We start from the raw sequence: 25,962 nt of genomic DNA, 5'->3' as shown, positions 1-25,962 counted from the left end.
CCTTAATTGGTGTAAGTTTAATTTAAACCTTGCTAACTTTTACTGCACACTTTTTGTAATCCGTTTGTTTTGACAAAGGATCGGTGGCATCAAGGGTTAACTTATTTACAAGCTGCTTTGCATCAAACCAAGGCATAAAAACAAGCCCTTTTGGTGGACGATTTCTTCCTCGCGTTTCAACACGCGATTTAACTTCTCCACGTCGAGATTCAATCAGTACTTGATCTCCTCGGCGTAAACCGCGTTCTTTCGCATCGTCTGGATGAATAAATAACACAGCATCAGGAAAGGCTTTATGTAATTCGGGTACACGATTTGTCATAGAACCTGAATGCCAATGTTCTAAAACACGCCCGGTACTTAACCAAAGATCAAACTCCTCATCTGGTGATTCAGCTGCTGGTTCATAAGGTAAGGCAAAAATAATCGCTTTTTTGTCAGACTTACCATAAAACTGAACTTCACTTCCTTTTTCTACATAAGGATCGTGCCCTTCTCTGTAGCGCCATTTAGTTTCTTTACCATCCACAACAGGCCACCTTAAACCGCGCTCTTCATGGTAACGGTCAAAAGGAGCTAAATCATGCCCATGACCTCGACCAAATTCGGCATACTCTTCAAATAAACCTTTTTGGATATAAAAACCAAATTCATCGCCCTCAAAGTTTAAATCGCCTTTAGATTCACTCATCGGAAATTTATTCACATTGCCATTAGCATATAAAACATCAAATAATGTTTTACCTCTAACGGCTGGCATTTTTGCGATTAATTCTTCTGGCCATACTTCTTCCACTTTAAAGCGTTTTGAAAATTCAACTAATTGCCATAAGTCTGAGCGAGCATCGCCCGGTGCTTTAACTTGCTGATGCCAAAACTGAGTACGACGTTCCGCATTGCCGTAAGCGCCTTCTTTTTCAACCCACATAGCTGTAGGTAAAATTAAATCTGCCGCTTGTGCTGTAACCGTTGGGTAAGGATCAGAAACCACTATAAAGTTTTCAGGATTGCGGTAACCCGGAAATGCCTCTTCTGTTATATTGGCCGCCGCTTGCATATTGTTATTACACATTACCCAATACGCGTTCAGCTTACCGTCTTTTAACATACGGTTTTGCAATACTGCATGGTAGCCGGGTTTAGGTGGAATAGTGCCTTCGGGTAGTTTCCAAATTTTTTCCGCTATGGCTCTATGTTTAGGATTATTTACCACAAGATCAGCGGGTAATCTGTGTGAAAACGTTCCAACTTCTCGCGCTGTTCCACAAGCAGAAGGCTGCCCAGTTAAAGAAAATGGACTGTTACCCGGTTCAGATATTTTTCCTGTTAATAAATGGATGTTGTAAATTAAGTTATTTGCCCAAACACCTCGAGTATGTTGGTTAAATCCCATCGTCCAAAATGATGTAACTTTCACTTTAGGGTCAGCATATAGCTTAGCCATTTCAAGTAAATTAGCTTCAGGAACACCTGATATTTTAGACGTATATTCAACACTATAAGTACTAACAAACTTAGCGTACTCTTCAAAGCTCATTGGCATTGAAGCGCCACTACCCGCATTTTTAGCTGACTTTTCTAAAGGATGAGTTGGGCGTAATCCATAACCGATATCAGTGACACCTTCACGAATATTTACATGTTTCTTTAAAAACTCTTTATCAACAGCATCATTTTGAATAATGTAATTTGCAATAAAGTTTAAGATAGCTAGATCCGTTTGAGGTGTGAACACCATACCGTTATCTGCAAGTTCAAAACTACGGTGCTTGTATGTTGATAATACATTGACTTTTACGTGTGGTGCGCTTAATCGACGATCTGTTAAACGTGACCATAAAATAGGATGCATTTCGGCCATATTTGAACCCCAAAGCACAAAAGCATCGGCATTCTCTAAATCGTCGTAACATCCCATAGGCTCATCCATACCAAAGGTACGCATAAACCCACCTACTGCAGAGGCCATACAATGACGTGCATTTGGGTCAATATTATTGCTAAGAAATCCCGCTTTCATTAATTTTGACGCTGCGTACCCTTCCCAAACAGTCCATTGACCAGAACCAAACATACCTACAGACGTTGGGCCTTTCTTTTTAATAGCCGCTTTAAATTTTTCAGCCATTACATCAAAAGCTTTATCCCAGCTTACTGGAGCAAAATCACCTTCTTTGTCGTATTTACCATTTGTCATTCTTAACAATGGCTGAGTTAGGCGATCTTTACCGTACATAATTTTTGATAAAAAATAGCCTTTAATACAGTTTAGGCCTTTATTCACTTCGGCTTCTGGATCACCTTGCGTAGCAACAACTTTGCCTTCTTGAGTTCCTACTAAAACGCTACAACCAGTTCCACAAAAACGACAGGGAGCTTTATCCCATTTGATTGTGGTATCTGACGATTTAGTCATAAGGTTTGATGCTGAACTTGGTATTGCCACACCGGCAGCAACAGCAGTTGCAGCAATAGCATTTGCTTTAATAAAGTCTCGTCTTGTTACTTTCATGATTTTACCTCTTGGTGTTGTGGCAATCCGGCATCGTTATGATGAAAAATTAAAGAAGAAGAAATAACACCATTCACTAATCCCATGTCTGTAATAATGTCTATTAATTTACTCTTTTTAGGATTAGTGATAACTTCCTCTATGGTAACAACCATGTTTCCAGTATTACCGGTTACATGTACCTCTGCTCCAGGAAACTGACCCAATTCCTTTGCAACAGCAGATACTTTAGAGGGATGAGCTACAAACATAACTCCTGCTATATTTACTGGGGTTTCTTCTAATAAATTGATCAAAATATTCGATCCTTATTTTCATTTTTATTTGTATTTTCGGTTACGCAAAAAAATACAAGGTCATTGTTCATTTTAGTGGTTTTGCACCGATAATTTTTAACGCCAGCATTGATACGCCAGCCGTTGCAATAAAACCCACCAAGAAAATAATAGGCATAGATGAATAACCTAAAATATTCCAAATTAAAGATTCAAGAGCGCTCATAAGCTTCTCCAGTTAAGTTTAAAAATTCATTTTTGGGTGATAATTCAATAGCCGTTTGTGGGCATACAGCAACACATGCACCGCAACCAGTGCAGCTATCTAAAGAAATTTGAGGTTGTGGCGTTGACTCGCTAATATAAGTAAATGAAATAGCTTCGGTTTCGCAGTTATCTTGACAACTTAAGCAATACACTTGGTTTTTCGCTAAACAATTAGCCTTAATTTCAATCGCTAAATCCCAAGGTTTTTCATCTTCAACTTGAGTAAAAAGAGCCTCTTTACATGCATCTACACATTTATCACAAAACGTACATTCCCCTTTACTAAAGTCAATTTCAGGAAAGCCACCATCTCCTTTTACAATAATTTTTTCTGGGCAAACATTTATACATTCCTCACATTGAGTGCAATTATCTGTAAAAACTTTTTCATTAATAACATAAGGTAAACGTATAGCTGGCTTGCTATTTTCTTTAGTTACATTGAAAAAATTTCGTCTAGCAAGATCAACCATTACACACCTAAAAGAATGACTTACGCATACCTACATGATTATAGATATTTAACTTTAGTACATAGGCTACACAATACATTATTACCTTTAAAACAAAGTTGATTTAGGTCAACTTTATTTAGCTTCTATGGAAGGACTCTATCTATGAAAAATTTAACAAATAAAAAAATATTTTATATTTAAATACACCAGAGCACTTACAAACACCATTTTGTTGACAATTAACTGTATATATTTCAAGATTGAAGCCATAAATCAAAACAACATAAATTTAATTACCTCTACAAGAACTTATTTGGAGCAATATTTTGAGAGTCATTACTACATTAATTATTATAAGTATAATGCTGAGCTTTAATGCTAGAGCGGAGGGCATCCCAAGAGAGGTAGACTTCAATTTTGATTGGAAATTTACCCTAGTAGATTCCACTAAGTTACCTGAAAAACTACCGCTTGATGATAAAGAATGGCGAAACCTACGCCTACCTCATGACTGGAGTGTTGAAGCATCTTTCTCTGAATCGTTAGAAGGAGCTACAGGATATTTACCAGGGGGAGTTGGCATATATCAAAAGCACTTTAAAACAACCGCTGATTTAGCTAACGAAAAAGTTTTTGTGATGTTTGATGGCGTATACAACAATGCCACTTTTTGGCTTAATGGCCATAAGTTAGGTCATAACCCTTACGGCTATTCTCCTATTAACTTCGATTTAAGCGATAAATTAAGCACTAACGGTAGCGACAATATATTAACTGTTCATGTAGATCATTCTCGTTATGGCGATAGCCGTTGGTATACCGGTAGTGGTATTTATAGAAATGTAAAACTAGTGACTGTTAATAAGTTACATATTCCAATTTGGGGAACCTTTGTAACAACACCTGAAGTATCAGCTGAACAGGCTAAAGTGAATATAAAAATCAATGTTGAAAACAAACATAGCTCGACTAATCGTTTCAAATTAACCACTCAAATCATTGATAATAATGGTCACATTGTTGCTACAAATACAGATAAAGAACGTTTAAGAGCAAACGGTAAAGATGTATACACGGCTAAATTCACCATCGACAACCCTAAATTGTGGGATATTGATGAACCTAATATGTACTCTGCAGTAACAACATTATCTATTGATGGTAAAAATGTTGATACCTACACCACACCATTTGGTATTCGTAGCATTGCTTTCATTCCTAAGAAGGGCTTTTTTCTTAACGGAAAATCAACTTTAGTTAAAGGCGTTTCTTTACACCATGACGGCGGCTTAGTCGGTGCGGCAGTACCAAAAGAAGTATGGCGTAGACGCCTTGCCTCACTAAAAGATGCTGGATTGAATGCAATAAGAACAACGCATAACCCATTTTCTCAAGAATTTTTAGACTTGTGTGATGAGATGGGCATATTAGTTCAAAACGAATTTTTTGATGAATTTGATTATGCTAAAGATAAACGTCTTAACTACCATGAACGCCACGATGACAATCTTACTAAAGGTTACGTTGAACATTTTCAACAATGGGCAAAAAGTGACTTAACACGTACTATGCTTCGAGATCGAAATCATCCCAGTGTATTTATGTGGAGTATAGGTAATGAAATTGAATGGACTTATGTACATTACCGTTACGTTACTGGGTTTTGGAATGACTTAGATGATCCAATGAAAATGGATGGCAGCTTTTGGGGATCCGCTCCTAAATTTACACCCAAAGAGCTAAAGAAACGATACGATGAATCAACCAAAGGTGAGCATGTTCTTGCTGATACTGCTGTTAAGTTAAATAAATGGGTAAAAGAGCTTGATACAACGCGCCCTACAACAGCTAATTTTATTTTACCCCAAGTAAGTCACGTAAGTGGATATGCTGATGCCGTAGATATTGCAGGATACAGTTACCGCAACAGTGTTATTCCCTGGGCACAAACTCACTTTCCTGACAAACAAGTGACTATTAATGAAAATCCAGGTAGTTGGGATGACTGGAAACAAGTACTGCAATTTCCTGGTGTATTTAGTCAATTTATGTGGACGGGTATCGACTACATGGGCGAAAGACACGAAAAATGGCCGGCTAAAAGCGGCTGGGGCGATATGCTAAATTTAGCCGGCTTCAAACAACAAGGTTGGAATTACTTTAAAAGTGTTTGGGTTAATGAACCGCACATTTCATTAGGCACCTTACCTTTATCTGAATCAGGTTTTAAAGCAGAACCACTATCAGGATTGGCTGTAGCTAAAGATCAAGCAAGTTATACATGGCGCAATTCTAATATGCATTGGAATTACAAGAAAGGCGAACCTGTACTTGTTGAAGTGACCTCAAATCACTCTATTGTTGAGCTACTACTCAACGGTGAATCACTTGGATTTCGCAGCATGTCTGAATCGCCTGATAGAATTTTCCGCTGGGTTGTTCCATATCAATCAGGCGTACTAACGGCAAGAGCTGGCTTTAAAGGCCAAGAAATTGCAGCCAAGCTTGAAACCGCAGGAAGAGCAGTAGGTTTTACTTTAACAGCAGATAAAACCACATTAACGGCAGATGGCTACGATTTAGCACATTTAGTGGTTCAACTTATTGACTCAAAAGGCCGCCCAATAAAAACCGATAATACTAAAGTCACTTTTAGTGTTGACGGTGATGCTAGATGGTTAGGTGTAGATTCTGGAGTTCCTGAGAATATACAAGACTTCCAATCAAAAAGCATAGTAACAGCTAAAGGTAGAACACTCGCTATTGTACAATCAAATACCGTAGCAAATAGAGTGACAGTTACCGCTACAGCTAAAGGATTTAAGCCACAATCAATTAGTTTAAACATACAAAAATAAGCTATAAGAAATAGGTTGGTTTTATACCCGTTACCAACCAAGAGGCTATTTCAGAGTGCTTGAGCGATATCAATTCAAGGCAATGCTTTGTAATAATGGTCGCTCCCTTATAAAAAGCATTAACGAAGAAGTGATTTTGCTCAAGCGCTTCTTCGATGGGTCTAAAAACAATTTATGCTTCGTTATTAACTTTAGTCAGGTTCCTACATGGATGTAGGATATTAGGGTAACGCAGGAGCAGTTACCGAGAATAACCATGACGTAAACTTAATGCCTTGCATACATGGATGTATGTACTTAGATTTCGTCTGGAACATGAAATCTGTGCCTAAATTGTTTTTAGTTCCCACTGAAACCTGCATCTTGAATGGTAACGGGTATATATAAAACCAACCTGTTTTGTCACTTATTTATACCCACTTCTAGAAAGCTACCAAAAAAACACAGATTTACGACATATTGTTACTGCCCTTCGCCCGACTTTTCGCTATAATATTGCGCTCTTAATTTCATCTATTTTCATTTATATCTAACAATAGGTAATTTGCATGTCGGTACAACAGCAGGAAGTCGATTTACGTCGTACCTTCGCTATCATTTCTCACCCTGATGCGGGTAAAACAACCATTACTGAAAAAGTATTACTTTTTGGTCAAGCTTTACAAAAGGCAGGGACAGTAAAAGGTAAAAAATCAGGCCAACACGCTAAGTCTGATTGGATGGAGATGGAAAAAGATCGTGGTATTTCAATTACCACCTCTGTAATGCAGTTTCCCTATAATAAATGTCTAGTTAATTTACTTGATACTCCCGGCCATGAAGATTTCTCGGAAGATACTTATAGAACATTAACCGCTGTCGACTCTTGCTTAATGGTAATTGATGTAGCAAAAGGTGTTGAAGCAAGAACGATTAAGCTGATGGAAGTTACCCGTTTACGTGACACACCAATTATTACTTTCATGAATAAAATGGACCGCGATGTGCGTGATCCTATGGAAGTTATGGATGAAGTTGAAGACGTATTAAAAATTAAGTGTGCGCCTATTACTTGGCCAATTGGCATGGGTAAAGAATTTAAGGGCGTGTACAACCTGTTAACTAACGAAACTTTTCTTTATCAAACGGGCCAAGGTCATACTATTCAAGAAAAACGAGTAATAAAAGGCTTAGATAACCCTGAGCTTGATAAAGCAATTGGTAACTATGCTGATGATTTACGTGAAGAACTTGAACTTGTTCAGGGTGCATCGCACGAATTTGATCTAGAAGAATTTCTAAAAGGCGAACTTACACCGGTATTTTTTGGCACAGCTTTAGGTAACTTTGGTGTTGACCACATGCTTGACGGTTTAACCAAATGGGCACCAAAACCCTTACCACGATTAACGTCAACTCGTGAAGTAAAAGCCGAGGAAGAAAAATTCTCTGGTTTTGTCTTTAAAATACAAGCCAACATGGATCCTAAACATCGTGACCGTATTGCCTTCATGCGTATTTGCTCAGGTAAATATGAAAAAGGCATGAAAATGAGACAAGTACGTATTGGCAAAGATGTAAAAATTGCCGATGCGGTAACCTTTATGGCAGGTGACAGATCAAACGTTGAAGAAGCTTACGCAGGCGATATTATCGGTTTACATAACCACGGTAGCATTCAAATAGGTGATACCTTTACCGCTGGTGAAGACATGAAATTTAGCGGTATTCCAAACTTTGCACCTGAAATGTTCCGCCGTATTCGCTTACGTGATCCGCTTAAAATGAAACAACTTCAAAAAGGCTTAATACAGCTTTCTGAAGAAGGTGCCGTACAAGTATTTAGACCATTAAATTCAAACGACTTAATTGTAGGCGCTGTAGGTGTACTACAATTTGAAGTAGTTGTTCAACGTTTACGTACGGAATACAAAGTTGAAGCGATTTATGAACCAATCAGTGTGGCAACAGCTCGTTGGTGTACATGTGATAACGAACGCACGTTAGAGCAGTTTAAAAAGAAAGCTTACGACAACTTAGCGTTAGATGGTGGCGATAACTTAACCTATATTGCTCCGACTATGGTTAACTTGAGTTTGGCGCAAGAGCGAGCGCCAGATATTGTATTCCATAAGACACGTGAACACTAAATTTCTTCGTATATGATATTTTAGCTACATTGCTGTCGTTGTTTTTGAGAGTCACATAGTAAACTATGCTCCTATCAAAAACGCCTCGGCGGGTTTGCTAAAAGAACATATACTTTGAAATATTTTGTTTGGTGCGGTAGTTAATTTTTCTGGGCATTATTTTTATTTGTCACTTAGTAAACTAAGCTCCTCATAAAAATAATAAAATACTTTGATAAAAAACTAACAACTTAACCAAATACTTTAGAAGTAAAATAAATGAGATTTTTTAACTACCTGCTTTATCACTTCAAGCAGTTAGTTGGTTTAACTTAATGTTTAACCGCAACAAACACAAAGAGCTTAAAAATGAATATTAAAAACCTATTAGCTGACATCGTTTCTACTGCAATGCTTTCTGCAGGTTTACCTGAAGGTACTAACCCTGCAATTAGTCTTTCAACTAAGCCACAATTTGGTGATTACCAAGCAAATGGTGTAATGGGCGCAGCTAAAAAACTAAAAACTAATCCTCGCGAATTAGCGACTCAAGTTGTAGCCGTGTTAGAACCAGAATTAGTGGCGAAAGGTATTGCTGAAAAAATTGAATTAGCAGGCCCAGGTTTTATTAATATTCATTTAGATAAAAAATGGTTAAGTGAGCAATTAGTTAATAGTTCAAGTGACGTAAATTTAGGTGTAACACAACGTGGTTCACTACCTAACGAAAAAGCTCAAACCGTTGTTGTTGACTATTCAGCGCCAAACCTTGCTAAAGAAATGCACGTAGGTCATTTGCGTTCAACCATTATTGGTGACGCGGTTGTACGAGCTTTAGAATTTCGTGGCGACAAGGTTATTCGTCAAAACCACATGGGCGATTGGGGTACACAATTCGGTATGCTTTTGGCTCATTTAAGTGACAAATTAGCCTCTGACGAAGTGGCTGAAACTGCCCTTGCTGATTTAGAAAATTTTTACCGTGAAGCAAAAGTCAGGTTTGATAACGAAGATGGCTTTGCAGACAGAGCACGCGACTACGTTGTTAAGCTACAAGGTGGCGATGCTGATTGTGCTGTACTATGGCAACAATTTATTGATATCTCTATCGCACACAGTGAAGACATTTATAAAAAATTAAATGTAACGCTTACCCGTGACGACATTATGGGTGAAAGTGCCTACAATCCTGATTTACCCAAAGTAATAGACGAGTTAATGGCTCAAAATATTGCAGTGGAAGATCAAGGCGCTAAAGTTGTATTTATTGACGAAATGGCGAATAAAGACGGCGAACCTTCTGTATTTATTGTGCAAAAATCAGGTGGTGGTTACTTATACGCAACAACTGATTTGTCAGCCTGTCGATACCGTAGCGGTGAATTAGCAGCAGATCGCATTATTATATTTACCGATGCTCGCCAAGCGCTTCACTTTAAACAAGTAGAAATTGTGGCACGCAAAGCAGGATTTTTACCTGAGCATGTTGGTTATGATCATTGCCCATTTGGTATGATGATGGGTGACGACGGAAAACCATTTAAAACCCGCACGGGCGGTACAATAAAGCTAGCTGAATTACTTGATGAAGCCGTAGTACGTGCATCGGCTTTAATTAAAGAAAAGAATCCTGATTTTTCCGATGAGTTATTATCTGAAATTTCTGAAAAAGTAGGTATTGGCGCAGTTAAATTTGCAGACTTATCAAAAAATAGAACCAGCGATTACATCTTTAACTGGAAAACCATGCTAAGTTTTGAAGGCGCTACAGCACCGTATTTACAATACGCGTATTCTCGTATTCAAAGTATATTTACTAAAGCTGGGATTTCAGCTGAACAATTAGATTACTCACAATTGCAGCTTATAGAGTTACAAGAAAAAGCATTAGCGATGAAATTATTACAACTTGAAGAAGTGATCGACTCAGTAATTTCTGAATGTACACCTAACTTACTTTGTAATTATTTATATGAGTTAGCGAGTTTATACATGAGCTTTTACGAAGCTTGTCCTATCCTTAAAGACGATATTAGTGAAGATGTGAAAAAATCTCGCTTAGCATTATGTGCTCTCGTTTCTAAAACCCTAAATAAAGGATTAGATATTTTAGGTATTGAAGTTATGGAAAGAATGTAGCAAACCACCCTATAAGGCGCTTCATGAAAATCTTGTTGATAGATACACAGCAACACGCATTAGATGCAATAAAACCTGCATTTAATGCAAGTAAAGATGACATTACTCACGTTACTAATTTAGCTATTTTGCAAGAACTACTACAACAAACAAAGTTTGATGTAGTAGTTACCCCCTCTTTACTCGGCAAGATAAATGGCGATGAATTATTAAGAACCTTAACAAGCAGCTTTCCTCAAATGATCCGTGTGCAAGTTATTAATCACGAACATTACACGACAAAGCATGCCCATTTTAATTTTGCTCAACCACTCAATTTAGCTGCTATAAAAACTAAATTGAGTCAAAGTCAAAAACACAGCCAAGCTATTACTAAAGACTTAATTGTTAAAACGATTGCTAATGTAAAAACCCTGCCCAGTCCACCTAAAGTGTATATGCAGTTAACTCATGCACTAAAAGACTCCAATACGGATTCCCAAAAAATAGCCGATATCATTCTTCAAGATCCGGGGTTAACCGCTAAAGTATTACACTTTGCTAATAGTTCCTTAATGTCGAAAGGTAAAAATATTACCAGTATTAATGACGCTATTACTAAAATGGGCGTTGACACTCTTTGCTGTATCGTAATGACTGCAGAGTTATTTACTTATTCACCAGACATTCCAAATTTTTCATTAGAGAAAGAGCAATTACATAGCTTCGCTACCGCTAAATTGGCTGCCTCTATTGTGAAGCCAGAATTAAAACAACAAGCTATGATCGCGGGGTTATTACACGCTATTGGTAAAGTCGTACTTTATGAAATAAAGCCAGATCTAACAGAAAACTTTTTCAAACGTCGTAATCCAAAAGAAGATAACACTCCACTTGAACTCAAAATTTTTGGAACAGATCACTGTCATATAGGTGGATATTTATTGCATACATGGAGCTTTTCTTATTCATTAATTGAAGCGGTTATTTTACACCGCAGTCCTGACAAATTATTAAAATCATCATTTGATGTAGCGCAAGCCGTTTATTTAGCGAATACATTATTAAAAGAACGCGAGCCTGATGCTGCTTTTATTAAACATTATAAGATGGAAGGTGTGCTAGATAAGATTGAACAAAGAGCCAATAGATTACGTTAAACAATAGGGTCTGTTTGATCTTTGTTGACTCTTTTTACAGCTACTTATTAGCCTTTTATACAAGACAAAGCATATGTTTCGTAGTTGTTCTACTCTAATATGCGGTAACGTAGTAGAAATGGGTAATAAACGCTGTTCTACGGATACGTTAATTCGAAAAAATTTAAATATTAAAGTTCAATCCCCCTTAAATGGAACGTTATGTTATTAACAGATAGCCACTGCCATATAGATTTTGATAACTTTTCAAATGAGTTGGCCTCACTTTTAGAGCAGTGCTATCTTCAAGGTATTCATCGAATAATTGTTCCATCTATTGCCCCTAAAAATTGGCAGAAAGTTTTAGAGCTATCAACATATAATAAAGTAATCCCCTCTTGTTCAAACAAAAATAATAATCAACAATCGCACGGAGCGTCATGTCAGTTATTTCCATGCTTAGGTATTCACCCATGGTTCTTGAATGATTTAGATGAAAGCGTATTAGCACAACTTACTTCGCTAGTAGCCAAATATGCAGACAATATTGTTGCGATTGGTGAAGCAGGTATAGATAAAGTGATCGCTCAAAATAATAATAATTTAGATAAACAAATCACATTTTTTGAACACCAACTTTCACTAAGTAACCAATATAACTTACCGATAATAGTGCATCATAGGCGCTCTCATGACATTATCATCCCAATATTGAAGAAACATAAGCCTCAAGCCTGCGGTGTTATTCATGCTTTTTCCGGAAGCTACCAGCAAGCAAAAGCGTATATAGATTTAGGTTTTAAATTAGGAATTGGCGGTACACTTACTTATGAACGTGCTCAAAAAACAATTAAGGCAATTAAAAAGCTTCCACTAGAAAGTTTGTTGCTAGAAACTGATGCTCCTAGCATGCCACTACAAGGGCATCAAGGAGAAGATAACTCTCCTTTACGACTTATTGATATACTAAAATGTTTAGCTGAAATCAGATGTGAAAGTGTTGATAAAATTGCTCAAGCAATTGAAATCAACATTGATAACTTATTTTTCAGTCGGCGGTCTGAAGCCTTGGCGGCTAAAACGATTCAAACCTCGAGTCAGTAAAAAACCAATACACACGGCAATGATCATCATTAAACGTAACAAGGCGTGATTATCGTAACTGGTTGTATTTAAATCGTCGGTAAAATAACTTTGTTTCACAGTTATCCGCATAAAACCAATCAGTTTATCTGTTCTAATTTCTTGAATAAAAGGAACATTCTCATCACTTTTATTACTTTTATTTAGTGTAATACCATAAACATCTTTTATGCTTGCACTACTCTTTGAAGCGGCGATTGTTTTACCTGTTTCATCATATATATGTACATCATAAATCCACTTAGCGCTTGCTATACCATCGACATACTTTTGCAATTCAACTTTATTATCAATAAGTTGTAAAAAAACAATACTAGAAACAGCTTGTTCTAAATGTTGTTCAGCTAGAATATAAAAATGATCATGAATCGTTTTTTCAGAACGATAATTACTCGTTACCCATAAATTAAGCAATACAATAATCAACACAATCGCTATAGCTAATTGCATTAATTTATTATAAATAGATGATAATTTAGGGTATAAAGGCAGATTAGATGTTTCCATAATCCTCTATGATATTTGTTTTGCTATGGATACACTATAGAGGGTTCTTGATGTATTTAAAATATCTATAGAACATCTTTTTAATGATGGGCACTATTACGTTTAATTATTGCGTTATTAACTGCTGAATAATTAAACGTAATGGTATTCAAATATACAAATAAACTTACCTCAATCATAGTAGGCTTTAACGTGACTAATAACGTACACAACTTCATTCTAGAAAAAATTAATACACTTCCACTTGCACAAGTAATATTACCCACTCAAGCGCCAGAGTCATTTCCTTTTAGTGTTGATTTATCAACAAGTGCCTTTGCTATAGATTCTAACTGCCAATGTGATGAATCTCTTATGGTAGATTCGCAACAAACAAATACAGTAACCAATGTAAATTCAAGAATTGAGCTTGTTGTGTTCAGTGATATTTCTCTTGCCCTACTTTCACAACTTACACAAACTTGCGATATTTCATTAACGGCATTAACCGCAATTAACCATAGAAATAATCTAATAAGTTATCGCTTTGCTATCACAACTGATGAGCTTAACTTATCTAGACAAAAGCTCATCTCTTTTGCTGAAAAAAATAATATTGAAGCAGCTATTTTATTTAATGCACCTAAATTGGACGTTCCTGGTCTACTCGTCATGGACATGGATTCCACCACGATAAAAATTGAATGTATTGATGAAATAGCAATATTAGCCGGTGTAGGTGAGCAAGTATCAGCAGTCACGGAGCTTGCCATGCAAGGTAAGTTAGACTTTTCTGAAAGCTTATATCAACGAGTAGCAACCTTGGAAAACGCTTCGGAACAAATACTTGCCGACGTTGCTAAAAATATTCCTTTAATGGAAGGGTTAGAAACATTAATTACTGAATTGAAAAAACACCAATGGCGTGTAGCGATAGCCTCTGGTGGATTTACTTATTTTGCAGATCACTTAAAAAACATGCTGTCATTGGATGCCGCTTATGCAAATACATTAGAAATTATTGATGGAAAACTGACAGGCAAGGTACTTGGAAAGGTCGTAGACGCACAAGTGAAAGCCGACTCTTTATTACTATTAAGTGAAGAATATAACATTCCTCATCAACAAACAGTTGCTATGGGTGATGGCGCTAATGATTTAGTTATGATGGAAGCAGCTAACTTAGGTGTGGCTTTTCATGCTAAGTCAATCGTAAAGGCAAAAGCCGATACAGCAATTAATACCTCAGGTTTAGACTGTATGATTCATTGGTTGGCATAATAGCCAGTTTAACACGATAAATTAAACTCGCCTTATTCATAATATACCCGTTACCAATCAAGAGGCTATTTCAGATCACTTGAATGGTTACGGATATATAAGTATTTTGATACAAGACCCTCACGTTATGAATAAGCCTTGTATTACATAACCTCAATTAAAGTCTTTTTAATTTCATTCCTATCATGATGACAATTTAAATCTGAGCATTGCTTCTTGTGTAATATCAAAAACTTGTACAACGCCAGAAACACTCCATATATTTTGCTCTATCTGTTTTCCTCTATGTATCGCATAAGAACTAATGTAACTCAATTCGGGACTTAAATAGTCCATATCCGGAGCATCAGCTCTTGATAATTTTAATTGCAAACATAAAAAAACACCTCGCTTCAAAGCATTTCGTATAAACATATTTTGTAATGCGGTTGTATCTAATTCAGAAGCGAGTTTTGTTATCACTTTACTTTCCATTGTCTCTGCATCAGGTTTAATAGAAACATATAAAATATCGGATACTGGGGCATCTGATGAGTGCATCTTTTTTAAATTAACCATAAAAGCATTAGTTGCGCTCAAATGACTCAACAGAGGATACAAGTTGTAATAATTAACTTTGTCACTTAACTGCCGCATTAATGGCATTAAATGACTGTCTTCTTGCCCACAAGCAATAGCTTCGATTTTATATCGGCTACCACTCGTTTGAATAATCAAACTAGGGATATTTAAACTACTACTATAAATATTCCGCAATGGCTTCGCTAAGCCTGGTACCATTGATTCATATTCATCAGGCGTTAATTTATTTTTATTTTTCTCAATTAATGCTTTAAAAAATGCGCGTCCAATATGTTTATGCTTATCAACTTGAACCCTAAGATTAGCAATGGTTTTCTTTTCATTTATTCTAACAACAGCATAACTTAAAGCTTTTAAATCAAATAATGACGTTATCTTTTGTAGTTCCGGAAATGACAAAAAAACAACATCACCTTTTTTTAAACTAACTTCTTTTTTAAACTCTAGCTTTAGTCCAGAAGCAGAGAAATCAAGAGACTCGGCCTCCCATGTTGTATTTTCAAGACTAACATCCACTAAAGTGTTGTATTTAAATCGAGATTCTTGCCTATGATTTTTATAATTAACACCAACCTCTTCAACCATTAAGGCATCATTATAACGTTTATGTCCAAAGGCTTTAATTTTAGTGGCTGATATATTGTCATATATAAACTCTTTGTAAGTAGCAATTAAGTTATCACACGTGATATCACTAACAACAATGAGTGAAGATAAGTCTTCTATTTTTTGAGAGATTTCTTCGCCTACAGGTAAATTTAAATATTGATTTTGCTTACTGAGTGACTCCGATAGTGTAAAAAAAGAATTTACATTATCTTTGTTTATATTAGACATGCTTAACATGGTAATAGCAAAATGAGATTTATTACTTCCAAAACCAAGAAATTGAGTCATAAATTCAGGGGCTTTTAGTAACTGTTGTTCATCTGCAGTATAGAAATAGTACTTTCCATCGCTTTTATGGATAAAGCTATAAACCACTAATTTTTTACCCAAAACAGATGCTTTCATTAAACGTTTAATCCTGTCAGGAGTTATTAAACAATTTAATGCTGAGTGCTTATTTTCATATTGCCAATACTGATAAATATTTTGGTTATTTGGACAAGTTAATACATATTTAGGTAAAGAGCCTTCGTCTTTTTTCCCAATAAAAATGGGTAGTTCATTGAGTTTAGGTAAAACATATTGTTCAAAGTTACGTGATTGTAAAGCGCTTATGCTATTGTCTAAATTAATTTTATAACGTCTTTTATTTCCTTGTATAAAGTCTACTAAGAATTGCTTAAAACCATCTTTAATACCTTCGTTGGGATAAACACGCTTTACCCCAACCAATTGAATATTATCAATTAACTGAATGTTTTTAATTTCATACTCAAAAACATCACTTGAACCAAACTGAAACTCTTCTTCTAAGCCGAGAAAACGTATTTCTATCACTTGCCCTAAAACAATTTGTTCAATGCTAGGGAGCCTAAACTTACAACCATTAACACTAATATCTGAGCTGTTACATTTTATCTGTTTACCATTTACTGTTACTGATAGTGCAATTGAGAAATTCATGCGCTCTTCAATACGGTTATGATAGTTTCCAAATTTAAACAATTGAGCTGGATATTGAGTTTTTTCCTGAACTTTTTGAGTAGTTTTTTTATTAATTTGAAGGGCTTTAATACCTGCTTTTTCTTTTTGGTAAATTACCCTAAAGTTATTTTCTGTATTGGTAACCGCTTCATAAACACCAAACGTATACTTTCCATAAAACGCAAGGTTTTCTTCAAACACCTTAATAGCGGTATCATCTAGAAAATGAGAACGTCCTTCATGCTCATATACTTTACATTCTCCATCTACATGTCCTCGTAAATCAACTAATCGAGTACATGGGCCAGCCAACCGCTTCAATTCCATCTTTATAAGGAAACGTTCAGTTTTGGGTATATGCGCAACTTTCGCAGTAAATTTAGTCTCAAAATCCTTATTTAAAACTTGACCGCGAAACTCATCAATGATTTTTTGGTACTTAGTAAAATTATTAGTCATTCAAGTTTGTATATCAGTTAAAAAGAGGTAACAATTCAGTATATTAAGTTATATACAAAATACTCATGTAATTGTATATCACAAAACAATTAACAAAATACAGCAATTTTCATGCCCTAGAAAATGCATTATGCTAAAAACTGAAGCTTAAGTAGATATATTGCACATCTGCACTTTATGAAGCATTCATGGGTAATAAAATATTTATAATATTAATTCTTCCCTTTAAGATTTGTCATAAAATTGACCTTTCTGATAAGTTTAATATTGTGTCCATTATTTATATGATAAATCACTTATCAAGTAACACATTAAAAAATAGGTAACCCATATGGCAAAGCCATCAAAAGCTGAATTTGTTTGTACTGATTGCGGAATGAATCATTCTCGTTGGCAAGGGCAATGTAAGTGTGGTGCATGGAATACAATCACCGAAATAAAAATACCTACAAATCATATTAAAAAGTCGACAGGTAATAGTGGCGGTTATGCTGGTGGTATTGGTGGTGGTTCAAAAAAAATACATGAAATTGAATCTATTGAAGCTGAAAAGCAACTTACCGGTATAGGCGAGCTTGATCGAGTATTATGCGGTGGAGTTACCACTGGCTCGGTCAATATTATATCTGGAGATCCCGGTGCCGGAAAAACCACCTTACTTTCAGATCTTGTAGCCAGAATGTCTAAAACAACCGCTTCACTGTACTGTACAGCTGAGGAATCACTTTCTCAATTTAAAAATAGAGTGAATCGTTTAAAGCTAAGTTATGACGAAGATAATCTTTATTTGCTGTCTGAAACAAGTGTTGAATCAATTATTGCAGAGCTTGATTCAAAAAAAATAAAGTTTGCTGTTATCGACTCCATTCAAGCGGTAGTAACAGATAATGCTAATGGTAGTCCAGGCTCCCCCTCCCAAGTAAAAGGTGCTGCTCAATTACTTACCCAATATTGTAAGCAAAATAATGTCACCATGTTTCTTATCGCCCATGTAAATAAAAACAATGAAATTGCAGGCCCACAAACCTTAGTTCATATTGTTGATGCGTTATTACATATTGATACCAACGACGGTCAAATACGCACACTCAGAGCGAACAAAAACCGTTTTGGTGATATAGATACCGTGGGTATTTTTAGAATGTGTGAAAAAGGCATGCTCAGTGTTGATAACCCTAGTGAGATATTTCTGTCCGGCTCTACAACCGAATCTCCTGGTTCAGCAATTACCTGTATTAGAAAAGGTAACCGAAATATATTATTAGAAATACAATGTTTAACGACAGAAACTGAAGCAGAGTTTCCACAAAGAGTATGCGTAGGCTTAAACATGAATCGTATAAAAATGCTCACAGGTGTATTACGTAAACATACAAAAACAAAAATTTTTCATGATACCTTTTTTAATATCGTAGGTGGCTTAAAAATAGATGAATCGGAAACCTGTATTGATCTTGCGTTAGTCACCGCACTACTCAGTAGTTTAAATGATTTTATTATCCCGCGTACAACCTGCATTATGGGCGAGTTAAGTTTAAATGGAGATATAAGGCCCATTGACAGTGGCGTTCCTCGCGTAAAAGAAGCCGCACAGCATGGGTTTTCTCAAATAATTATTCCGTTTAGAAATTATCATAAGTCTATGGAGGGGTTAGGAGCGACCATTTCTCCAGTTAAAACCATTCATGAGTTACTCGCGATAATAAAATAATCACTTATTTGGAGACCCAAGATAAAAAAAGGCTACTTAACAGTAGCCTTTCATTTATCACTTAATACTAAAAATATTACTCGGGTTCGTAGTCTAAGTTAGCAGATAACCAACGCTCAGCCTGCGGCATAGTCATCTCTTTTCTTATAGCGTAATCTTCTACTTGGTCTTTCGCTACTTTAGCTACAGCAAAGTACTTAGCTTCAGGGTGAGCAAAATACCAACCACTTACGGCAGCACCTGGCCACATCGCGTAACTAGAAGTTAACTCCATGCCAATGTTGTTTTCAACATCAAGTAACTTCCACAACAAGCCTTTTTCAGTATGTTCAGGGCATGCAGGGTAACCGGGAGCGGGACGAATACCTTGGTATTTCTCACGAATTAAATCGTCGTTTTCTAGGTTTTCGTCTTTAGCATAACCCCAGTATTCTTTACGAATTTTTTCATGTAAATATTCTGCGGTCGCTTCTGCCAACCTATCGGCTACTGCTTTAGCCATTATACTATTGTAATCATCATGATTCGCATCAAAGGCTTTTACAATTTCTTCAACACCAAAACCTGCGGATACAGCAAAAGCCCCAACATAATCTTTTATGCCTGACGCTTCGTCTGCAACATAATCAGATAAACAGCGATTAAACTGCCCTGCCGGTTTTTTACTTTGTTGGCGCAATTGGTGTAAGCGTTCTAATTTAGTGGTTCTGGTATCATCAGTAAAAAGGATCAAATCATCATTTTCACGATGAGCAGGAAATAAACCAAATACCGCTTTACCTTTTAGTTTTCCATTACCTATCACATCGTCCAACATAGCATTTGCATCATCAAACAACTTAGTTGCTTCTTCGCCTACCACTTCGTGTTTAAGGATCAATGGGTATTTACCCGATAGCTGCCAAGTCATAAAGAATGGCGTCCAATCGATGTACTTTCTCACTATCGATAAATCAATATCATCTAATACTGTTACGCCTAACTTTTTAGGTGTAGTTGGCGTGTAATTGTCAAAACTTATTGGAACAGCATTTTTACGAGCATCTTGTAATGAAATAAGTGTAGAACGAGGGCCTTTTTTATAATGACGTTCTCTTACACGTACATATTCTTCTTTTTGACGTTCCATAAATGCTGGGCGAAGTTCATCAGATAACAACGCACTTACTACCGAAACCGAGCGCGATGCATTAGGCACATAAACAACGGGATGATCATATTGAGGTTCAATTTTAACCGCTGTATGTGCTTTTGATGTTGTTGCACCACCTATTAACAAAGGTAAATTAAAATCTAGTCGCTTCATTTCTTTGGCAACATGTACCATTTCATCAAGTGATGGTGTAATAAGACCTGACAGACCAATAATGTCGCACTTTTCTTCTTTTGCTACTTGAAGAATTTTTTCTGTTGAAACCATAACGCCAAGATCAACAATATCGTAGTTATTACATTGTAAAACTACGCCTACAATATTTTTACCAATATCATGTACGTCGCCTTTTACTGTTGCTAATAGCACTTTACCATTAGACTTAACTTCAGTTTTTTCGGCTTCAATAAATGGGTTTAAGTGAGCTACTGCTTGTTTCATTACACGCGCAGATTTAACCACTTGTGGTAAAAACATTTCACCTGCGCCAAATAAATCACCAACTACGTTCATGCCATCCATTAATGGACCTTCAATGACATCTAGTGGTCGAGCTGCAATCAAACGTGCCGCTTCGGTATCTTCAATAATAAATTCGTTAATACCTTTAACCAACGAATGCTCTAAACGTTTATTTATAGGTAGTTCGCGCCATGTTAAATCAGCTTTATTATTCGCTTTACCGCCTTGCCCTCGATAACCTTCAGCTAAATCTAATAAACGCTCAGTGGCTCCGTCGTCACTGTTCTGAATAACGTCTTCAACAGCTTTTAATAAGTCTTTCGGAATATCTGAATAAATGGCTAACTGACCTGCATTTACAATTCCCATATCCATACCATTTTTAATGGCGTGATATAAAAATACGGCATGAATCGCTTCACGTACTGGGTTATTACCACGAAATGAAAATGAAACGTTCGATACACCACCTGAAATCATGGCGTACGGTAGGTTGTCTTTAATATCTTTTACGGCTTCAATAAAATCAACGGCATAATTGTTATGTTCTTCAATACCGGTAGCTACAGCAAAAATATTAGGATCAAAAATGATATCTTCTGCTGGGAAGCCAATCTCATCGACTAATATATGGTAAGCACGATGACAAATTTCGTATTTACGCTCACGAGTATCTGCTTGACCTACTTCATCAAAAGCCATAACAATAACGGCAGCGCCATAACGGCGTAACAATTCAGCTTGTTTGCGGAAGATATCTTCTCCCTCTTTCATGCTGATAGAGTTAACAATACCTTTACCTTGAATACATTTTAAACCTTCTTCTATGATGTCCCACTTAGAGGAATCGATCATAATTGGTACTTTGGCGATATCAGGCTCACCGGCAATTAAATTCAAAAAGCGAACCATCGCGGATTTTGAATCCAGCATGCCTTCATCCATGTTGATATCGATGATTTGCGCGCCGTTTTCAACTTGTTGTAAAGCTACAGCGATGGCTTCGTCAAACTTCTCTTCTGTGATTAATCGTTTAAATACTGCTGAACCCGTAACATTTGCTCGCTCACCTACGTTTACAAATAAACTATCACCATTAATTGTTAATGCTTCTAATCCTGATAAGCGGCAAGCAATTTCACGTGGTTTAATTTCGCGAGGTGTTATACCTGCAACTGAATCAGCCATACCTTTTATATGTTCTGGTGTTGTACCACAACAACCACCAATAATATTTAAAAAGCCTGATTCTGCCCACTCACTTACATGCGCATTCATATCTTCTACAGTAAAATCGTATTCACCAAATGCATTAGGTAAGCCCGCATTAGGATGAGCTGATACTGCGGTATCTGATATACGACTTAATTCTTGTACGTATTCACGTAATTCAACCGGCCCTAAAGCACAATTCAAACCAAATGAAATGGGCTTAGCATGGCGTAAAGAGTTATAAAATGCTTCGGTTGTTTGACCTGATAATGTACGACCTGAGGCATCGGTAATCGTACCGGAAATCATAACAGGGTATCGCACACCTAATTCTTCAAATACGCATTCAACTGCAAATATTGCGGCTTTGGCATTTAACGTATCAAATATGGTTTCGATTAAGATCAGATCTGAACCACCTTCAATTAATGCTTTGGTTGATTCAATATAAGCGTCTTTTAATTCGTCAAAAGTTACATTTCGAAAAGCAGGATCGTTTACATCAGGAGATATAGAGCAGGTGCGGTTTGTTGGCCCTAAAACACCAGCAACAAAGCGTGGTTTATCAGGGTTTTTAGCCGTAAATTCATCAGCTGCTTGGCGAGCAATTTGTGCAGCAACCAAGTTAATTTCAGCGCTGTACTCTTGCATATCGTAATCAGCCATAGCAATAGTTGTGGCATTAAACGTATTGGTTTCGAGTATGTCTGCGCCAGCAGCCAAATATTCGGTATGTATCGCTTTAATGATATCAGGCTGAGTAAGCACTAACATATCATTATTGCCTTTTACATCTGAATGCCAGTCGGCAAAACGATCACCTCGATAGTCTTGTTCTTCAAACTTGTATGCTTGGATCATAGTTCCCATAGCACCATCAAGTATTAAGATGTTTTTACGAAGTTGTTGTTCAAATGTTTCAAAACTGGCTGACTTTTGCATCATTTTTTCCGATAAAAGGTCGTTAATAACAATCTCATGAATGAAACTGGTATAAATGTATTTACTATAAAAAGAACCTTGGTTCTATTTAATCATTAGGGTTAATAGCTTTTATGTTATTTGCATCTAATTTGTATGGAGTAATTTGATATACGTAATAGTTAAGCCAATTAGTAAATAACAAACTACCATGACTACGCCACGTACTACTCACCTCGTTTTCAGGATTATCATCAGGGTAATAGTTTTCAGGTATAGCAGGCTTTGCTCCTGCATTGATATCGCGCAGAAATTCTTCATGTAAAGTTTCCGCGTCATACTCAGGATGGCCAGTTAAATACACCTGTTTTTTATTTTTACTGGCGGCAACATACACACCGGCTTGCTCTGATTCAGCAATAATTTTAAGACCTTCTATAGATAAATAATCTTCTCTATCTATGTAGCCATAACGAGAATGAGGTACTTTAAATGAATCTTCAAAACCACGCGTAAGCGGTTCTTTTATATCATTAGGTTTATGAGTAAAAACACCTGAAAGCTTTTGTTTTCTTAAATGCCTTTGCAAACCATAATGATAGTATAAAGCAGCATGTGCTCCCCAACACGAAAACATAGTAGAAGTTACGTTGTCTTCAGCCCAATCAAATACTTCACAAATTTTATCCCAAAAAGTCACTTGATCATAATCCATTAAAGCTAATGGAGCCCCTGTAACAATTAACCCATCGTATTGTTTATGCTTAATATCATCAAACAAACAATAAAAGTTTTCTAAGTGCTCTTTAGGTGTGTTTTTCGATTCGTTAGCATGAATACGTACAAATTCAATATTAATTTGTAGTGGTGTATTCGATAACATTCTTAATATTTGTACTTCTGTCTCAATTTTATTGGGCATTAAATTAAGTATTGCCACTTGCATTGGACGAATTTCTTGACGGGCAGCTCGATTCTCAGACATAACGAAAATATTTTCATTATTCAAAATAGATAAAGCAGGCAATTGATCCGGAATTTTAATGGGCATAAGACTTAACCTATAGAATGTACAAAATTTAGCTTAAAGGATTATAGCATTTTTCATTATAGCTATGTCAACATCTAAACGTATAGACGTCTAAACGCTTTACGATAGATATTAGCTAACTTGAAAATATATAACAACTTAAACTTCAGTAATACTTAGTCAGATATTTAGATAATGGCTTTTTAACCTACTGATTTATAAAAAATGGTAAATACATACCTTCATTAGTTATTCCCTAATGTTATCCAAATTTTAAACAAAAAAAATCTCGGACATGCCGAGATTTTAATGAAAACGATTGCTGATTATTCAGCAGCTTCTTCTACTTTTTCAGTTTTTTCACTCTCAGGAACTTTCTTAGTTAAAAGTTCTGCGCGTAAACGTGAATCTAATTCTTTAGCTATTGCCGGATTTTCAGCTAGATATTTTGTTGAGTTAGCTTTACCTTGACCAATTTTATCGCCATTGTAGCTATACCAAGCACCAGCTTTTTCAACCATATTATGCTTAACACCTAGGTCAATTAACTCGCCTAAGCTGTTAATACCTTCGCCATATAAAATTTGAAATTCAACTTGTTTAAACGGAGGAGCTATTTTATTTTTAACAACTTTAACACGTGTTTCGTTACCGACAATTTCATCGCCATTTTTAACAGCACCAATACGACGAATATCTAATCTTACTGAAGCATAAAACTTTAATGCATTACCACCCGTTGTGGTTTCTGGAGAACCAAACATTACACCAATCTTCATACGAATTTGGTTAATAAAAATCATCATGGTATTTGATTGTTTAAGGTTACCTGTAAGTTTACGCATTGCTTGAGATAACATTCTTGCTTGAAGACCCATATGCGAGTCGCCCATGTCACCTTCAATTTCAGCTTTAGGTGTAAGAGCTGCGACAGAATCGACAACAATTACGTCAACAGCACCTGAACGCGTTAACATGTCACAAATTTCTAAAGCTTGTTCACCCGTATCAGGTTGAGATACTAATAATTCATTAATATTTACACCTAGTTTACCTGCGTAAATTGGGTCAAGTGCATGCTCGGCATCAACAAAAGCACAAATTTTTCCATTACGCTGAGCTTCCGCGATAACTTCTAATGTTAAGGTTGTTTTACCACTAGACTCTGGTCCGTATATCTCTACAACACGGCCTAATGGTAAACCGCCAGCACCTAGTGCGATATCTAATCCTAACGAACCTGTAGAAATAGTTTCTACATCCATACTACGGTTATCACCCAACTTCATTATTGAGCCTTTACCAAATTGACGTTCTATTTGACTTAACGCAGCAGAAAGTGCTTTTTCTTTATTCTCGTTCATTATTTATTGCTCCAAGATGATTTAGGTGCTTAATTCGTTTTAATGAAACAAGTATACTGTATGGTCGTACAGTATCAAGTTTTTTATTAATTTATTTTTTATACTGGAAAATAAATTAACAACAAGACTTGTTATCCATTGAAAAATAACAACTTTACATTAACTAGTAACTTTTTAAAAAAATTTAAAAAAAAGTTACTCTTTTAATTTCTATTAGTTTTATACAGTAAATTATATTAATGCGTACAGTTATAATTTTAATTGAGTTACTCCCCAATAATCGCTACTTTTAGTTGTTAATTTCCAGCCTTTTTTGATAAGTACTTTTCGAATAAAGCGATTAATTAGCCCATGCCCAAAAACAACTATTTTTTCTTCTTTTTCAGCTAATCGAATTAAAATAAGTGCCGCTCTTATAGAGCGTATTTTAGATTGTTTATAAGTTTCAAAGTGCCCTTTAAACCGAAGTAACCAAAAAATACGACAGCTATAAAGCCAAACCACTGTAGGTAAATATAAGGGAAGTTTATAACGCGGTAATTCCATTTCTCTTAATGTTTGATCTATTAATTCAGGTGATTTACCGGTAAATATATGTGCAGAATGCAATGCTCTTTTAAGATCACTTGATACAACAAAGTGAGACTTGTAGTCTTGAACATGTTGATAGTTGGGCCTACTGTTATTTGATATTTCGGATAGGTGGTATTGCCTTACCCATTTGACATAGCTGATAGCATTCATCATGCTGTTAACTGCAGCGACAGGCTTACCATGTCTAATTAACCTCAGCTCGGGATAAGCAAAGTTACTCAACAAGCTATTTTTATGCC

General features: G+C 36.1%; 17 protein-coding genes. 7 read left to right on the top strand and 10 right to left on the bottom strand.

All coding sequences use genetic code 11. From position 1 onward, the window contains the following. Positions 1–22: 22 nt before the first annotated feature. From napA to napF, 4 genes are all read right to left on the bottom strand, one after another. A complete protein-coding gene (gene napA / locus B0X80_RS08905) occupies positions 23–2,512 on the bottom strand; it encodes a nitrate reductase catalytic subunit NapA (protein WP_077339568.1) in 2,490 nt (829 codons plus the stop codon). After that, positions 2,509–2,808: a chaperone NapD gene (locus B0X80_RS08900; protein WP_076420502.1), complete on the bottom strand. Its 300-nt coding sequence runs from the start codon at positions 2,806–2,808 to the stop codon at positions 2,509–2,511. The genes napA and B0X80_RS08900 overlap by 4 nt, the downstream gene beginning before the upstream one ends. A 67-nt stretch (positions 2,809–2,875) precedes the next feature. Beyond that, the gene (locus tag B0X80_RS08895) at positions 2,876–3,013 is read right to left on the bottom strand and encodes a TIGR02808 family protein (RefSeq protein WP_077339567.1); all 138 of its coding nucleotides are present in this window, start codon (positions 3,011–3,013) and stop codon (positions 2,876–2,878) included. Next, positions 3,000–3,527, bottom strand: coding sequence for a ferredoxin-type protein NapF (gene napF / locus B0X80_RS08890; protein ID WP_077339566.1), 528 nt, complete (start codon positions 3,525–3,527; stop codon positions 3,000–3,002). The genes B0X80_RS08895 and napF overlap by 14 nt, the downstream gene beginning before the upstream one ends. A gap of 344 nt (positions 3,528–3,871) precedes the next feature. On the opposite strand from napF, the gene B0X80_RS08885 reads away from it, so the two are divergent. From B0X80_RS08885 to B0X80_RS08865, 5 genes are all read left to right on the top strand, one after another. Further along, positions 3,872–6,367 carry a glycoside hydrolase family 2 gene (locus B0X80_RS08885; protein ID WP_077339605.1) on the top strand — a complete coding sequence of 832 codons (2,496 nt, stop codon included), beginning with the start codon at positions 3,872–3,874 and terminating at the stop codon, positions 6,365–6,367. Between the two features lie 548 nt (positions 6,368–6,915). After that, positions 6,916–8,496, top strand: a complete 1,581-nt coding sequence (gene prfC / locus B0X80_RS08880; protein WP_077339565.1) for a peptide chain release factor 3 — start codon at positions 6,916–6,918, stop codon at positions 8,494–8,496. 348 nt (positions 8,497–8,844) lie between these two features. Beyond that, on the top strand, positions 8,845–10,614 hold the full coding sequence (gene argS / locus B0X80_RS08875) for an arginine--tRNA ligase (protein ID WP_077339564.1): 1,770 nt from the start codon (positions 8,845–8,847) through the stop codon (positions 10,612–10,614). Positions 10,615–10,637: 23 nt separating this feature from the next. After that, on the top strand, positions 10,638–11,753 hold the full coding sequence (locus B0X80_RS08870) for an HDOD domain-containing protein (protein ID WP_077339563.1): 1,116 nt from the start codon (positions 10,638–10,640) through the stop codon (positions 11,751–11,753). A 201-nt stretch (positions 11,754–11,954) separates the two neighbouring features. After that, positions 11,955–12,836, top strand: coding sequence for a TatD family hydrolase (locus B0X80_RS08865; protein WP_077339562.1), 882 nt, complete (start codon positions 11,955–11,957; stop codon positions 12,834–12,836). On the opposite strand, the gene B0X80_RS08860 is transcribed toward B0X80_RS08865, so the two are convergent. Further along, positions 12,774–13,382 carry an AhpA/YtjB family protein gene (locus B0X80_RS08860; protein WP_077339561.1) on the bottom strand — a complete coding sequence of 203 codons (609 nt, stop codon included), beginning with the start codon at positions 13,380–13,382 and terminating at the stop codon, positions 12,774–12,776. The genes B0X80_RS08865 and B0X80_RS08860 overlap by 63 nt on opposite strands. A gap of 192 nt (positions 13,383–13,574) precedes the next feature. On the opposite strand from B0X80_RS08860, the gene serB reads away from it, so the two are divergent. Next, complete coding sequence (serB, locus tag B0X80_RS08855) at positions 13,575–14,642, top strand: phosphoserine phosphatase SerB (RefSeq protein WP_245825423.1); 1,068 nt, start codon at positions 13,575–13,577, stop codon at positions 14,640–14,642. 183 nt (positions 14,643–14,825) lie between these two features. Here the strand turns inward: serB and B0X80_RS08850 are convergent, their stop codons facing one another. Next, positions 14,826–17,276: a PilZ domain-containing protein gene (locus tag B0X80_RS08850; protein ID WP_077339560.1), complete on the bottom strand. Its 2,451-nt coding sequence runs from the start codon at positions 17,274–17,276 to the stop codon at positions 14,826–14,828. Positions 17,277–17,607: 331 nt separating this feature from the next. Here B0X80_RS08850 and radA point away from each other — a divergent pair, with 331 nt between their 5' ends. Further along, entirely contained in the window at positions 17,608–18,987 is a 1,380-nt protein-coding gene (radA, locus tag B0X80_RS08845) for a DNA repair protein RadA (protein ID WP_077339558.1), read from the top strand. A 76-nt stretch (positions 18,988–19,063) separates the two neighbouring features. On the opposite strand, the gene metH is transcribed toward radA, so the two are convergent. The 4 genes from metH to B0X80_RS08825 all read right to left on the bottom strand — a co-directional run bounded on the left by metH (position 19,064) and on the right by B0X80_RS08825 (position 25,948). Beyond that, a complete protein-coding gene (gene metH / locus B0X80_RS08840) occupies positions 19,064–22,756 on the bottom strand; it encodes a methionine synthase (protein WP_077339556.1) in 3,693 nt (1,230 codons plus the stop codon). Positions 22,757–22,844: 88 nt separating this feature from the next. Next, positions 22,845–23,786: a homoserine O-acetyltransferase MetA gene (gene metA, locus B0X80_RS08835; RefSeq protein ID WP_077339554.1), complete on the bottom strand. Its 942-nt coding sequence runs from the start codon at positions 23,784–23,786 to the stop codon at positions 22,845–22,847. A 305-nt stretch (positions 23,787–24,091) separates the two neighbouring features. After that, positions 24,092–25,129: a recombinase RecA gene (recA, locus tag B0X80_RS08830; protein WP_077339552.1), complete on the bottom strand. Its 1,038-nt coding sequence runs from the start codon at positions 25,127–25,129 to the stop codon at positions 24,092–24,094. Positions 25,130–25,378: 249 nt separating this feature from the next. Beyond that, positions 25,379–25,948 (bottom strand): phosphoglycerate mutase family protein, encoded by a 570-nt coding sequence (locus tag B0X80_RS08825; RefSeq protein WP_077339550.1) that lies wholly within the window; start codon positions 25,946–25,948, stop codon positions 25,379–25,381. Positions 25,949–25,962: the final 14 nt, after the last annotated feature.

The sequence above is a fragment of the Pseudocolwellia agarivorans genome (assembly GCF_002000085.1).
GTDB lineage: Bacteria > Pseudomonadota > Gammaproteobacteria > Enterobacterales > Alteromonadaceae > Pseudocolwellia > Pseudocolwellia agarivorans.
The sequence above is the reverse complement of the archived record's forward strand: the minus strand, read 5'-3'. Positions and strand labels throughout refer to the sequence as shown.